The organism is Enterococcus sp. FR204, assembly GCF_031143325.1.
GTDB lineage: Bacteria > Bacillota > Bacilli > Lactobacillales > Enterococcaceae > Enterococcus_B > Enterococcus_B faecium.
Window position 1 is genome coordinate 1 of record NZ_JAKZIW010000020.1, and the last position, 14,413, is coordinate 14,413.

At 39.6% G+C, this 14,413-nt stretch carries 11 protein-coding genes; 1 reads left to right on the forward strand and 10 read right to left on the reverse strand.

Annotated elements, in window-relative coordinates:
- Positions 1-42: 42 nt before the first annotated feature.
- From parC to RG571_RS06475, 3 genes are all read right to left on the reverse strand, one after another.
- Positions 43-2,493 (reverse strand): DNA topoisomerase IV subunit A, encoded by a 2,451-nt coding sequence (gene parC, locus RG571_RS06465; protein ID WP_258430487.1) that lies wholly within the window; start codon positions 2,491-2,493, stop codon positions 43-45.
- Positions 2,494-2,504: 11 nt separating this feature from the next.
- Positions 2,505-4,550: a DNA topoisomerase IV subunit B gene (gene parE / locus RG571_RS06470; RefSeq protein ID WP_002324664.1), complete on the reverse strand. Its 2,046-nt coding sequence runs from the start codon at positions 4,548-4,550 to the stop codon at positions 2,505-2,507.
- 165 nt (positions 4,551-4,715) lie between these two features.
- Positions 4,716-5,150: a CoA-binding protein gene (locus RG571_RS06475; protein ID WP_002298106.1), complete on the reverse strand. Its 435-nt coding sequence runs from the start codon at positions 5,148-5,150 to the stop codon at positions 4,716-4,718.
- A gap of 126 nt (positions 5,151-5,276) precedes the next feature.
- On the opposite strand from RG571_RS06475, the gene plsY reads away from it, so the two are divergent.
- On the forward strand, positions 5,277-5,915 hold the full coding sequence (gene plsY / locus RG571_RS06480) for a glycerol-3-phosphate 1-O-acyltransferase PlsY (protein ID WP_002296995.1): 639 nt from the start codon (positions 5,277-5,279) through the stop codon (positions 5,913-5,915).
- 131 nt (positions 5,916-6,046) lie between these two features.
- Here the strand turns inward: plsY and RG571_RS06485 are convergent, their stop codons facing one another.
- From RG571_RS06485 to topA, 7 genes are all read right to left on the reverse strand, one after another.
- A complete protein-coding gene (locus RG571_RS06485) occupies positions 6,047-6,922 on the reverse strand; it encodes an aldose 1-epimerase family protein (RefSeq protein WP_002296994.1) in 876 nt (291 codons plus the stop codon).
- Between the two features lie 81 nt (positions 6,923-7,003).
- On the reverse strand, positions 7,004-7,795 hold the full coding sequence (codY, locus tag RG571_RS06490) for a GTP-sensing pleiotropic transcriptional regulator CodY (RefSeq protein ID WP_002290223.1): 792 nt from the start codon (positions 7,793-7,795) through the stop codon (positions 7,004-7,006).
- A gap of 17 nt (positions 7,796-7,812) precedes the next feature.
- Positions 7,813-9,213, reverse strand: coding sequence for an ATP-dependent protease ATPase subunit HslU (gene hslU, locus RG571_RS06495; RefSeq protein ID WP_002339401.1), 1,401 nt, complete (start codon positions 9,211-9,213; stop codon positions 7,813-7,815).
- A gap of 13 nt (positions 9,214-9,226) precedes the next feature.
- Positions 9,227-9,775 (reverse strand): HslVU peptidase proteolytic subunit, encoded by a 549-nt coding sequence (hslV, locus tag RG571_RS06500; protein ID WP_002288419.1) that lies wholly within the window; start codon positions 9,773-9,775, stop codon positions 9,227-9,229.
- Between the two features lie 36 nt (positions 9,776-9,811).
- A complete protein-coding gene (xerC, locus tag RG571_RS06505) occupies positions 9,812-10,717 on the reverse strand; it encodes a tyrosine recombinase XerC (RefSeq protein ID WP_002288415.1) in 906 nt (301 codons plus the stop codon).
- Positions 10,718-10,914: 197 nt separating this feature from the next.
- Positions 10,915-12,291 carry an FADH(2)-oxidizing methylenetetrahydrofolate--tRNA-(uracil(54)-C(5))-methyltransferase TrmFO gene (gene trmFO, locus RG571_RS06510; protein WP_080106297.1) on the reverse strand — a complete coding sequence of 459 codons (1,377 nt, stop codon included), beginning with the start codon at positions 12,289-12,291 and terminating at the stop codon, positions 10,915-10,917.
- Positions 12,260-14,338, reverse strand: coding sequence for a type I DNA topoisomerase (gene topA, locus RG571_RS06515; protein WP_002339402.1), 2,079 nt, complete (start codon positions 14,336-14,338; stop codon positions 12,260-12,262). Before topA ends, trmFO begins: the two co-directional genes overlap by 32 nt.
- Positions 14,339-14,413 lie beyond the last annotated feature (75 nt).

Genomic DNA, 14,413 nt, shown 5'->3' on the forward strand with positions numbered 1-14,413 from the left:
TATTAATACAGATGGCGTCTCTTCATTAAAATACTACAACAGTTACGACTCGATGAAAATCTCAGGAGCATCGATAACTTCGATGACTTCTCCACCTTTTTTCTCATCCATCGCAAATGATCCATTCGATGTTCGATCACCTATAGGGAAATCAGTTGGGTCAATCGTTAACTGCTGCCCTTTTTGATTCATCAAGGTTATTTCTTTTGATCTTCCTTCCGACATATAGATAATACGGTGCGGATTTTTTTTCAGCTCACGCATGACCGTCACTCCCCGCTTCGCACGTGAAGTTTGGCTGATTTCTTGAGCAAGCATGCGTTTAACAGCTCCTCGCTGAGTAACGATTACGATCGGCGTATCACCTTCTGCTAACACAAGCAGCCCGTTGATAATCCTATCTCCATCTTTCAAATTCATAGACTTCACTCCAGCTGCCTTTGCTCCAACAACGGGAACATCTGTTAAAGGATAGCGCAAACCCATTCCTTGATGCGTTACTAAGAAAACATCTAAGCCTGGCTGATCTTCTTTCAGATACACAGCAATCAGTTCATCTTCTTCCGCCTTTAGCTTCATACAGCTGAGCGGACGGCTCTTATAGGTGCGCCATGGTTCGAACTCTGTCATTCGTGTTTGCTTGATCAATCCATTCTTGCTGATGAATACAAATGTTTTCTCTGCTTGAATTTTTTGATATGGGAAAACAGCTAAAATCGATTCGTCTACAGACAGATTGGAGATTGTTTGAGAAATGTGCTCACCAGCATCTTTCCATTTCAAATCGGGTAGTTCATGGACAGGACGGTAGATCACATTTGCTTTATTTGTGATCAGAAGAACATGGTCCAATGTACTCAATTCACCTGAGTATAGCAAGTAGTCGCCTTCTCGCATCCCGATTTCTTCTGGTTTGGAAGCACTATAAGAACGAAGGCTTGTTCGCTTCACATAGCCTTCTCGCGTCACACTGACAATTACGTCTTCTTGTGCCACTAAGACTTGCGTATCAATTTTGATTTCTTCGATTTCGTCTTCGATTGTCGTTAGACGAGCGGAAGAATAATTTTTTTTCACTTCTCGCAATTCTTTTTTCATAACATAGAAAAGCTCTTTGTCATTTGAAAGGATTTTATTCAACTCTGTGATTTTCGCAATCAAGCTTTCGGATTCCTTTTGAAGCTCTGTGATATCCGTGTTCGTCAAACGGTATAATTGCAATGTGACAATTGCTTCTGCTTGTTCTTCTGTAAATTGAAAGACGTCGACTAAATTCTTTTTGGCGTCTTTTTTGTCTTTACTTTCACGAATCGTTGCGATTACTTCATCCAGAATCGATAAAGCTTTCATCAATCCTTCTACGATATGCTGTCTTTTTTGAGCTTTGGCTAAATCGAATTGACTACGTTTTGTTATGACTTGCTTTCGATGCTCGATATAACTTCTTAAAATGTCTTTCAGTCCAACTTGATGCGGAGTCATATGGTCGATAGCGACCATATTGAAATTGTAATTGATCTGTAGCTCAGTGTTTTTGAACAAATAATTCAAAATTCCTTGAGCATTGGCGTCTTTTTTCAATTCGACGACAATTTGCAGACCTGTTCTATCACTTTCATCTCGTACTTCAGCTATTCCATCGATTTTCTTATTCAAACGGATCTCATCCATTTTTTTCACCAAGGTCGCTTTATTTACTTCATATGGGATTTCTGTGATCACGATTTGCTGTTTATTACCCTTCATTGCTTCTATCTTTGTTTTCGAACGAAGAATAACTTTTCCTCGCCCTGTTTCATAAGCTTTTTTGATTTCATCTTTTCCTTGCAAGATCCCTCCTGTTGGAAAGTCAGGTCCAGGAATATATTCCATCAATTTTTCAAGGCTCGCTTGTGGATGATCGATCATATAGATTGTGCCATCGATCACTTCAGCTAAGTTATGAGTCGGGATTTCTGTTGCATATCCAGCAGATATACCTGTCGATCCATTGACGAGAAGGTTTGGGTATCGAGCTGGAAGGACTGTTGGTTCTTTTTCTGTATCATCAAAATTCCACACGAGATCGACTGTTTCTTTTTCGATATCTGCTAGCATCTCTCCACTTAACTTGGATAATCTGGCTTCAGTATAACGCATCGCAGCAGGTGGATCACCGTCCATACTCCCGTTATTCCCGTGCATTTCGATCAGTACTTCCCGCAACTTCCAGTCTTGGCTCATGCGGACCATCGCTTCATAAATACTGCTGTCACCATGAGGATGATAATTCCCCATGATATTTCCGACAGATTTTGCTGATTTACGGAATCCTTTGTCATACGTATTGCCATCTTTGTTCATGGCAAATAATATCCGGCGTTGCACTGGCTTCAATCCATCACGGATATCAGGCAGTGCACGTTCTTGGATAATATATTTGGAATAACGTCCGAAGCGGTCACCCATCACTTCTTCTAAAGTTAATTCTTGTACTTCTTGTCGATTTTCCATCAGGTGACCTCCTATTCTACTTCAAATAACTGATTTTTTTCATTTTTATCTGCTCGTTCTTCATCTAATAAATCATTAGAAACTGAAGGAGAGATTTCAGTATCCTCTTTTTTATCTAAGATACTGCCATCTTCTTCGAGCGTAAATTGTACGTGATTTTCGATCCATTTTCTTCGAGGTTCTACTTTGTCACCCATTAGTGTGGTTACTCGACGCTCAGCTTGCGCAGCATCGTCGATACGGACGCGGATCAACGTACGGGAAGTTGGATCCATCGTTGTTTCCCACAATTGTTCCGCATTCATTTCTCCAAGTCCTTTATACCGCTGCAGCATATATCCTTTGCCGACTTTTTTAATCATTGCTGCCAATTCGTCATCTGTCCACGCATATTCAATGACTTGTTTCTTCCCTTGTCCTTTGGATACTTTATATAAAGGCGGTAACGCGATATATACTTTCCCAGCTTCAATCAGCGGTTTCATATAGCGATAAAAGAAAGTAAGCAGCAATACTTGAATATGGGCGCCGTCTGTATCCGCATCGGTCATGATGATTACTTTGTCGTAATTACAGTCTTCGATAGAAAACTCAGGACCGACTCCTGCACCAATCGTATAGATCATCGTATTGATTTCTTCATTTTTCAAGATATCTTGCATTTTAGCTTTTTCGGTATTGATGACTTTTCCTCGTAAAGGTAGAATTGCTTGGAACTTTCTGTCTCTTCCTTGTTTAGCAGATCCGCCAGCAGAATCCCCTTCAACTAAATACAATTCATTTTTCTTAGGGTTTCGGGATTGTGCGGGTGTCAATTTTCCTGAAAGAAGAGATTCGCCTTTTTTACGCTTCTTCCCATTTCGGCTTTCTTCTCTGGCTTTACGTGCTGCTTCTCTCGCTTCTCTGGCTTTGATTGCTTTACGGACCAACATCTGGCTCATTTCGCTATTTTCCTGCAAATAAAAGCCCATTTGTTCACTGATGACGTTATCTACTACGGTACGAGCAACTGGCGTACCAAGTTTTTCTTTTGTTTGCCCTTCAAATTGCAGAAGATTTTCAGGTACACGGATAGAAAGTACAGCAGCTAATCCTTCTCTGAAATCACTACCTTCCAGATTCTTGTCCCGTTCTTTCAGCAAACCAACTTTTCTCGCATATTCATTATAAGATTTCGTCATCGCCGCTTTCATACCAGCTTCATGGGTTCCCCCATCTTTTGTCCGAACGTTATTGACAAAAGATAAAACATTTTCTGAATACCCGTCATTGTATTGATAAGCGACCTCTACTTCGATACCTTCTTTTTCTCCTGAAAAATAAACAACTGGTGTCAATGTATCTTTTTCTTCATTCAGATAATCAACAAATTCTTTGATTCCTTCTTCGTAATGAAAAATTTCCTTGACTGGTTCTTCTCCACGAAGATCAGAAAGAGAGATTTTAACGCCTTTTAGAAGAAAGGCAGATTCTCTTAACCGTTCGGCTAAAATTTCATATGAAAATTTCGTTGTACTGAATATTGTATCGTCTGGTAAAAAATGGACAGTCGTCCCGTTTGCTTTTTTTGTTTTTCCTATCTTTTTCAACGTACCGTCAGGTTTACCGCCGTTTTTAAATTTCTGCTGATACTCTACGCCATCTCTAACGATCGTTACAGTTAGCCATTTCGATAAGGCATTTACCACACTGGCTCCTACACCGTGCAGTCCACCAGAAGTTTTGTACCCTCCTTGACCAAACTTTCCGCCAGCATGCAGCACAGTAAAAATCACTTCAACTGTTGGGATTCCGGAAGCATGCATCCCTACAGGCATCCCACGTCCGCTATCTGCAACAGTTATACTATTGTCTTCATGGATGGTCACATCAATCTCACTGCCATAACCTGATAATGCTTCGTCAACTGCATTATCGACGATTTCATAGACTAAATGATGCAAGCCTCGGCTGTCAGTGGATCCAATGTACATCCCTGGTCTTTTTCTAACTGCCTCTAATCCTTCCAATACTTGGATGGACGAGTCATTGTATTCGTTGTTTACTTTTTTTGCCAAGGCAAACGCTCCTTCAATAATACTTTGCGGCAAAACCGCACCACGATTATCATACTAGAAAAGGTCGTGAAAAAAAAGAGGGTAGACGAGAAATCAATTTTAATTATCTCCTAACCGCTTTTTCGACATTCTCCTCTATCGATCATCTCTTCTTTGTGGTCATTTTTATTTTTGGTTTTCTTTCAACTTACCAAGTTCAATCTTAATACAACGATCCATTACGATATCTGTACGTCCTGCTTTTCTTAGCATCTCAGCTGCTTCTTTATTTTCAATCCCTAATTGTGCCCAGAACACTTTAGCATCAGTTTTCAAAAAATCATCTGCTACTTCAGGTAAAAATTCACTCCGTCTAAATACATCTACGATATCGATTGGATCATCGATTTCTGTCAAATTCGCATAGACTTTCTCGCCTAGAATTTCTTCACCAGCCAATAATGGATTTACTGGTATGATTTTATATCCATTGTCTTGCAATACCTGTGCAACCATGTAACTTGTTCGTTCTGGTTTATTGCTCAAGCCTACGACGGCAATATTTTTTGCTTCTTCCAAATAGTTGAAAATCGTTTCTTGTGTTGGATTTTTTACAGACATTTCTGCCACCCCTTGCTTTTCTTTTTATTCCATCTATTATACTTGTATCTTTCATTTTTTCAATTGTTCCTGTTACCTATTCATGCTAAAATAAAGGATAGTTTTCAACTTGAAAGAGGGTAAAAAATGAAATTGATCTTATTACTTATTTTAGCATATCTTTTAGGTTCTATTCCTTCCGGTGTCTGGATTGGCAAATTGTTTTTCAAAAAAGATATCCGACAACACGGGAGCGGTAATACTGGAACGACCAATACATTTCGTGTATTAGGCAAAACAGCCGGGATTGTTGTCCTGCTTATGGATATTTTAAAAGGTACATTGGCTACTTGTTTGCCGATGATCTTCCACCTTTCTGGGATTAACCCTCTTTGGTTTGGGGTATGCGCCATTCTTGGCCATACATTTCCGATTTTTGCTGGGTTCAAAGGAGGAAAAGCTGTTGCGACAAGTGCAGGAATGCTTTTAGGATTTAATCCTGTATTTTTTGTTTATTCTTGTATCATCTTTATCGTTAGTTTATTTTGTACAAGTATGGTGAGTTTGAGCAGTATGATCAGTGCAGTATTGATCACTTTATCTACGATCGTCCTTCCTTATGTAGCTCCTGTGATTTTGGCTAAGCCCAATTGGTTACTGACGATCATTGCCTTTTTAGTTTCTTCCTTTATCTTTTATCGGCATAAAGACAATATCAAGCGTATCAGAAACCATACAGAAAGTCGAATCCCGTTTGGTTTGAATAGCAGCAAGAAAAAATCCTGATACTTTTTCATTCCAAAGAGATAAAACGGGAGTGTGACAAATCGATGTCACACTCCCTTATTACTTACAGGATAGCTTTTTTACACACCTTGGTAAACGGTGTTCCCTGCTAACTTCTCGGTCACAACCTCTTACTTCACTGTGATGGAATATTTTGTCTTGAAGATTTCATGGGCACCTAGTTGATTGATCCCTACTTTTTCCATCAAGTTTCCACTACTGTTCACCGTGTCAGCGATTCCGCACCACGGTTCGATACAAACGAAAGGCGCTTCTTTTGGATAAGGAGACCAGATCCCTACATAAGGCATATCTTTATAGCTTAAAGTTACGCTATGGGAAGATTTTTCACTTCGAATGGCGTACGCATTTAGACCCCTTGTTTCAAAAACCAAGGCATCTTGCTCAAAAAGTTCACGATTCAAAGCCAGATTCGTATTTGTCTGACCTAACGTCTTTTGATCCATATCGATAAATGGGCCTTTCAATGGTAGGCGTAATCTTGATTTCAATGGAGAAAATGCCAGATAGAAATCTTCAAATGACAATCCTTCTTCAAGAGGTACATTGAAAGCAGGATGTCCACCGATAGAAAAGAACATTTCTTTTTCACCGGTATTTGCCACTTGATAATGAACCGTGATGCCGTCTCCTCCTAATTCATAGCTGATCACTAATTCAAAATCAAATGGATACTTTTCTAATGTCTCCGGCGTACTCCTTAAGATGAAACTAGCCATTTCTTGTCCATGTTCAATGACTTCAAAATCCATATCCCGAGCAAATCCGTGTTGCCCCATTTGATATGTTTTCCCTTGATAAACATACTGATCATCTTTTAAACGTCCAACAAAAGGGAATAAAACCGGTGCATGTCTGCCCCAATACGCTGGATCACCTTGCCAGATATACTCTAAACCGTGTTCTTTTGATTTCAGACTGATCAATTCCGCACCGTGTTCAGCGATTTCGGCGATCAGCTGGTCATTTTGAATAATAACAGTCATTGCCATTCCTCCAACTTCGACTTACTTTTTAAAATGGGAAGGCTGGAACAAACATTTCTATCTGCCCCAGTCCCCTTACTTCTAATAACTGTGTTTTGCTAACTCGTCTTTAAAACGGGAATTCAATACTTTTAAATAAGTTCCCTTCATGCCTAACGAACGAGATTCAATGATTCCAGCTGATTCCAATTTTCGTAAAGCATTGACGATCACAGAACGAGTGATGCCGATACTATCGGCAATATTAGAAGCAGTCAGACGACCTTCATCTCCATCCAATGCTTCAAAGATAGCTTGTACAGCCTTCAATTCGCTATAAGATAATGTGTTGATTGCCATTTGGACAGCCGTTGCACTCCGTACATCTGCTTCGATGCTTCGAGACTTCTGATAAAGGATCTGCATACCGACAACCGTAGCTCCATATTCTGCTAAGACTAGATCGTCATCTGCAAACGATTGTTCCATACGAGATAAGATAATCGTACCCAAACGTTCGCCAGCTCCAAAGATCGGAACGACAGTCGTCAGACCAAATGGATATTTCTCTCTTGACTCTACCGGAAATGCAGTAATATCACTAGTAATTGGGATATTAGCTTCAGTTTTCATCAACTGTGCCACTGTATCAGTATAAGATTCAGGAAATTGTTTCTCAACAAACATTGTTTTGATTCGTTCATTGTTCACATCGTGACGTTCATTATAACCTAGTAATACTCCGTCACTTCCTATGATATAGGTGTTGCTGTCAAGAATACCACCTAGTGTGACAGCCATTTTATCGTAAGGCAAATCTGCTTGCATGTCAAAAGTATTCTTTTGCTGCAAAAGTGTGTTTATCTTGCGGGTTTTCGTTAGCAAGTCTGTCATTGTCGTCCTCCGATTTTTTATAAAATATAGCGACTTAAATCTTCATTTGCCGCAATTGAGCCAAGTTTGTCATCCACATATGCTTCTGTGATCGTTATTTCTCCCATTTGCATATCTGGCGCTTCAAATAATAGATCTTCTAGTAGTTTTTCCAAAATGGTATGCAGTCTGCGTGCGCCGATATTATCTGTGTCACGGTTGACATCGAAAGCGATTTGAGCGATCCGTTCAATTGCTTCTTTTGTAAACGTAACTGACACATTTTCTGTACCGATCAACGCGACGTATTGTTTTACTAAAGCATTATTCGGTTCGGTCAGAATCTTCACAAAATCTTCAGCTGTCAAATCATCTAATTCTACCCGTATCGGGAAACGCCCTTGGAGTTCTGGAATCAAATCACTCGGTTTAGATAAATGGAACGCTCCTGAAGCAATGAATAAGACATGATCTGTTTGGATGATCCCGTATTTTGTATTTACTTGTGAACCTTCGACGATTGGTAATATGTCTCTTTGAACGCCTTCTCTGGATACTTCTCCAGATTGCTGTGATTTAGAAGTGATCTTATCGATTTCATCGATAAAAATAATTCCACTTTCTTCCGCTAATTTGATTGCCTCACTATGGATATCAGCATCCTTGACTAATTTTGCTGATTCTTCCTTGATCAATAACTCTAAAGCTTCTTTGACTGTTACCGTCCGTTCCACTTTTTTCTTCGGTGTCAAAGCACCTAGAGTTTCATTTAGGTCGATCCCCATTTGCTCCAATCCATTGTTCATCATTGGTGCAGGTTTCTTTTGGTCTTCAACTTCAATGGTTACTTCACGACTATCCAGTAAACCCTTTTGTAGTTGTTCCAAGACTGTACGGCGATTGATTCGAATATCTTCTGTCACTTCTTCTTGCGGTTCAGCGGTATTTTGCTGACTAGCATTAAAAAGATTCATCATTTGTTCAAATTGATTAGTGGATTGTTTCTGTTCTTTTTTGATACCAGGTACCAAGATTTTTACCAAACGTTTTTCTGCATTTTTTTTAGCACTTGTGTATACACGGCTGTACTGCTCTTTTTCTACGATTTTGATCGCATTTTCTACTAAATCCCGAACCATTGATTCTACATCTCTTCCGACATAACCGACTTCAGTAAATTTTGTTGCTTCGACTTTGACAAATGGTGCATTGACGATTTTTGCCAAACGTCGTGCGATTTCTGTTTTACCGACCCCTGTAGGTCCGATCATCAGCATATTTTTTGGTGTAATATCTTGTTGCATTTTTTCATCTAACTGCAAACGGCGATAGCGGTTACGCAAAGCAACGGCAACAGATTTTTTTGCTGCGTGCTGTCCTACGATATATTCATCTAATTCACTTACGATTTGTCTTGGTGTTTGTTTTAATTCATACATATCTACTCACCTCTTACAGTTCTTCTACGATAATATTATGATTAGTAAAGATACAGATATCTGCGGCAATATTTAACGCATTTTCTGCAATTTCTTTCGCACTCATGTCGTTTTGAGCATAGTTTTTCATTGCTCGGGCTGCAGCCAACGCAAAATTCCCTCCTGATCCGATAGCTAAGATACCATCATCTGGTGTGATAACTTCTCCTGTACCTGAAACAAGAAGCATTTCTTTATCATTCATTACGATCAGCATCGCTTCAAGTTTTTGCATAGATTGCTGTGTCCGCCATTCTTGAGCTAATTCGACAGCTGCGCGTTGTAGATTCCCGTTATATTCGTTTAGTTTGCCTTCAAATTTTTCTTCTAAAGTAAACGCATCTGCAACACTTCCGGCGAAACCTACAACAACTTCTCCATTGTAGATACGTCGTACTTTCTTTGCAGTGCCTTTCATGACAACAGATTCACCCATTGTTACTTGGCCATCTCCAGCCATAGCAAATTTCCCGTCTTTTTCGACGGCACAGATAGTGGTTGAATGAAATGGTGATTCGACCATGTTTGTTTCCTCCTAAATTTGTTCTTTTCCTTATTTTTACGCTCTTGGATGGAAAGAACGATAGTTTTTTTGTAAACTTTCTTTTGTTACATGGGCATAGATCTGGGTAGTCGATAAATTGGCATGTCCTAGCAATTCTTGGACTGTCCGCAAATCTGCCCCATTATTTAATAAATGAGTAGCAAATGTATGGCGCAGCATGTGAGGATGGATATCACTATCCAAACTGCTTTTTTTGATCATTTGATTCAAGACATATTCAATTCCAGTAGGCGTGATTGGTTTTCCATGATGATTCACAAAAACGATATCATGCTCTTCGTGATATTTTGTCATCAATACCTGGCGGCCTTCCCTGAAATATTCTTGCAGAGCATCTTGAGCAAAAGAACCTAGAGGAGCATATCTCTCTTTGTTCCCTTTACCATGGATCAACATGACCTCTGAATCAAAATCAATGTCTGATACCGACAAACTGCTACACTCACTTAAACGGATGCCTGACCCGTAAAGGACTTCCAGTAAAGCGCGGTTCCTCAAATCCAAAGGACTATCTCCTGCTACGCTGTCAAAAAGTGCTTGCATTTCATTTTCATAAAAAAAACGTGGCAGTCTCAAATTTTTCTTTTTGAGATGAACGTAAGAAAATGGATTTTCTTTTATCACTTCTTCTTTGAGAAGATACTGATAAAACGAACGTAGGCTGGCTATCTTGCGACTGATAGAATTTCTGCTATAGCTAGGACGATGATCAGCTAATGCACTCAAATAGACACGAACCGTAAAATATTCCGCCTTCAGCAGATCAGCGTCTCCAGATTCCTCCAAAAAATGTTTGAAATGGAGAATGTCTTCTTCATATGCTTCTTTCGTTTTTTCTGAATATCCTCTTTCGACAATCAAATAACGCAAAAATTTTTGTTCCCACGTGGCTTCTGTCATTTTCTCACCTTCCTTTTGTCCCAGAGAATAATTTAGCACAGCGTTTATAAAAAGACAAATAAATTGTCAGAATTTAACCAATATTTCTAAGTTTGTTCACAATTGGCGCAATTCCTCACATTTTGTTTGAGAAATTCTTAAGAAAAACGCAAGAAAAAGAGCGAGACTATCCGTCTCACCCTCTTCATGGAGTTTCCTTACTCATTTGGGACTGCAGTTTTTTCTAATTCTGTTTTTATTGCCTCATTAGCTTTTAAAGCTCGTTGTGCAATTGCTTCATATCTTGCTTTTTTGTCTCGAATGCGCTCTGGCAGTTCAGGAAACAGACCATAGTTGGCATTCATCGGTTGGAAATGTTTTCCTTCCGCATGAGTAATGTAGTAAGCCATACTTCCAATAGCTGTTTCTTGTGGAAACTCGACTGGTTCCATTTCTTTTGCTAAGCGTGCGGCGTTGATTCCAGCAAGTAGTCCGCTCGCTGCACTTTCAACATAGCCTTCTACACCAGTCATCTGACCTGCAAAGAACAGATCTTCGCGTTTTGTTGATTGGTAAGTCGGTTTCAGCAATTCTGGCGAATTCATAAAGCTGTTTCGGTGCATCACACCATAGCGAACGAATTCAGCATTTTCCAACCCAGGAATCATCCGGAAAACACGTTTTTGCTCGCCCCATTTCAAGTGAGTCTGAAAGCCCACGATGTTGTATAAAGAAGCTGCAGCATTGTCTTGACGCAGCTGGATAACAGCATAAGGACGTTTGCCAGTTTTAGGATCTTCCAATCCAACTGGTTTCATAGGTCCGAAAAGCATCGTTTTGAATCCTCGCTGTGCCATTACTTCAATTGGCATACATCCTTCAAAATATTTTTCTTTCTCAAAAGATTTAAGTTCTGCCACTTCGGCATTGATTAGTGCCTCATGGAAAGCTTTGAATTCCTCTTCTGTCATCGGACAGTTCAAGTAAGCTGCTTCTCCTTTGTCATAGCGGGACTTCAAATATACTTTATCCATATCGATCGTAGCTTTGTCTACGATTGGTGCAGCTGCATCATAGAAATAAAAACCATCTGAACCATTGAATGCTTTGATGCTTTCTGCTAATGGATGAGAAGTCAAAGGTCCTGTTGCTACTACGGTGATTCCTTCCGGTATTTCAGTAATTTCTTCGTTTATCACTGTTACTAATGGATGCTCTTTGACTTTTCGGGTAATTGTTTCAGAAAAAGAATCGCGGTCAACAGCTAAGGCACCACCAGCTGGCACTGCTGTTTCATCTGCCGAAGTGATTACTACCGAATCCAATCGGCGCATTTCTTCTTTCAATAACCCTACTGCATTAGCCAAACTGTTTCCTCTTAATGAATTGGAACATACTAGTTCAGCAAAATTACTTGTGTGATGCGCCTCAGTCGATTTGACTGGACGCATTTCATATAAACGGACAGGGACTCCTGCTTGTGCGATTTGCCAAGCAGCTTCACTTCCGGCAAGCCCTGCTCCAACAACATTTACCATTTTCAATGAAAGAACCTCTTTTCTATTATTTTTGGATGTCTTCTTCGTAATCTCCATTTACACAGACTACTTGTTTACCGCCTTTGACTTTCTTCTCGACCAGATATCCGTCACATTTTGGACAATTTCTGCCCACTGGTTTATCCCAAGAAGTGAATTCACATTCTGGGAAACGGGAACAACCATAGAATAGTCTGTTTTTCTTAGATTTTCGTTCAATGACTTGTCCTTCATGACATACTGGGCAAGTCACACCGATTTCTTTTACGATTGGTTTCGTATTCCGACAATCAGGAAAATTACTGCAAGCATAAAACTTCCCATATTTCCCTAATTTTATTACCATCGGATGTCCACAGACATCACAATCGAATCCTGCTGGTTCATCTTTGATTTGAATTTTTTCGATTTTTTCTTCCGCATTCGTCAGTTCTTTTTCAAACGGTTTATAGAAACGATCAACCACTTTGACCCACGCTTCCGTGCCTTCTTCAATTTTATCCAAATCTCCTTCCATTTCTGCTGTGAAATGGATATCGACGATTTGAGGGAAGAATTCACAGATTAATGAATTGACAATTTCTCCTAGTTCAGTCGGCTCAAATCTTTTTTGTGTCAATTTTACATAGTAGCGTCTTTGGATCGTATCAAGTGTTGGTGCATAAGTGGAAGGTCGCCCTACCCCGTTTTCTTCTAGTGCACGAATCAACGTAGCCTCACTAAAACGTGCTGGTGGTTGAGTAAAATGTTGTTTTGGTTCAATATCAACAGATTGGACTACATCGCCTTCTTCAAGTTCTGGAAGAATATTTTCTTTCTCTTCTTTGCCGTCATCTCTACCTTCCACATACACTTGCATGAATCCTTTGAATTTGATTTTTGAACCGTTCGCAATGAAGATGACACCATTTTGTTCTAATGTCACTTTCATTGTATCTAAAATAGCTGGTGTCATCTGACTAGCCACAAAACGTGACCAGATCAATGTATAAAGTTTCAATTGATCTTTATCTAAATATTGTTTGAGTTCATCTGGTGTACGAAGCACACTCGTTGGACGCACAGCTTCATGGGCATCTTGTGCGCCTTGAGCATTTTTGATCTTTCGGTGATCATGTCTAGAAAATTCTTTTCCATACGTATCTTCAATAAATGCTGCGGCCTCTGCTTTTGCTGTATCGGCAATCCGGGTAGAATCAGTACGCATGTATGTAATCAAGCCGACTGTTCCTTGTTTACCCAAAGTGATTCCTTCATATAATTGCTGTGCTACCATCATGGTTTTTCTTGTTCGAAAGTTTAACTTACGGGCAGCTTCTTGTTGCAGGCTACTTGTAGTGAAAGGATTCGCAGGGTTTCTTTTGCGCTCTTTCTTTTCTACTTTTTTAACTTCGAAGTCTGTTCCATCAATTCTAGCAGTGACTTCTTTTACACTTTGTGCATCTGGTAATTTCTTTTTCTTACCGTCGATTCCCCAGAAATTTGCTTTGAATTTCTTGCGAGCTTTTTTAAAATTACCGTCGATGCTCCAATATTCTTCTGGAACAAATTCTCGGATCTCTTTTTCACGGTCAATAATAATTTTTAAAGCGACAGATTGGACACGTCCTGCACTTAACCCTTTCTTGACCTTACGCCAGAGAATAGGACTGATCGAATAACCAACGATTCTGTCTAAGGTACGACGAGCTTGCTGTGCATCTACTAAATCTACATCGATCGTTCTTGGTTCCTTAAAAGCTGCTTTGACTGCGTCTTTTGTGATTTCATTGAAGACCACCCGATTTTTTTCTTTCAGATCCAACCCAAGTAGGTACGCTAAATGCCAAGCAATCGCTTCTCCTTCTCTATCCGGGTCACTTGCCAAGTAAACTTTTTTAGCTTTTTTTGCTGCGGCTTTAAGGCTTTTGATGACATCGCCTTTTCCGCGTATAGAAATATAATGGGGTTCATAATTGTTTTCAAAATCGATACCCATTTTACTTTTCGGTAAATCTCTTATATGGCCAACACTGGCCATTACTTTATAGTTTCGTCCAAGATATTTCTCAATTGTCTTGGCTTTTGCAGGTGATTCTACAATCACTAAATATTTATACGCCATTACTGAATGGACTCCTTTCCATTGTCGTGTTCCTACTATTAAAAGAGGATTCATACAAATCGTAGCTAATCATAT

Excerpts from the sequence above, each read along its gene's own strand:
- parC (WP_258430487.1), bottom strand. The coding sequence starts at position 2,493 with ATGGAAAATCGACAAGAAGTACAAGAATTAACTTTAGAAGAAGTGATG.
- RG571_RS06475 (WP_002298106.1), bottom strand. The coding sequence starts at position 5,150 with ATGTCTGTAAAAAATCCAACACAAGAAACGATTTTCAACTATTTGGAA.
- plsY (WP_002296995.1), top strand. The coding sequence starts at position 5,277 with ATGAAATTGATCTTATTACTTATTTTAGCATATCTTTTAGGTTCTATT.
- RG571_RS06485 (WP_002296994.1), bottom strand. The coding sequence starts at position 6,922 with ATGACTGTTATTATTCAAAATGACCAGCTGATCGCCGAAATCGCTGAA.
- codY (WP_002290223.1), bottom strand. The coding sequence starts at position 7,795 with ATGACAGACTTGCTAACGAAAACCCGCAAGATAAACACACTTTTGCAG.
- hslU (WP_002339401.1), bottom strand. The coding sequence starts at position 9,213 with ATGTATGAATTAAAACAAACACCAAGACAAATCGTAAGTGAATTAGAT.
- hslV (WP_002288419.1), bottom strand. The coding sequence starts at position 9,775 with ATGGTCGAATCACCATTTCATTCAACCACTATCTGTGCCGTCGAAAAA.
- xerC (WP_002288415.1), bottom strand. The coding sequence starts at position 10,717 with ATGACAGAAGCCACGTGGGAACAAAAATTTTTGCGTTATTTGATTGTC.
- trmFO (WP_080106297.1), bottom strand. The coding sequence starts at position 12,291 with ATGGAGATTACGAAGAAGACATCCAAAAATAATAGAAAAGAGGTTCTT.
- topA (WP_002339402.1), bottom strand. The coding sequence starts at position 14,338 with ATGGCGTATAAATATTTAGTGATTGTAGAATCACCTGCAAAAGCCAAG.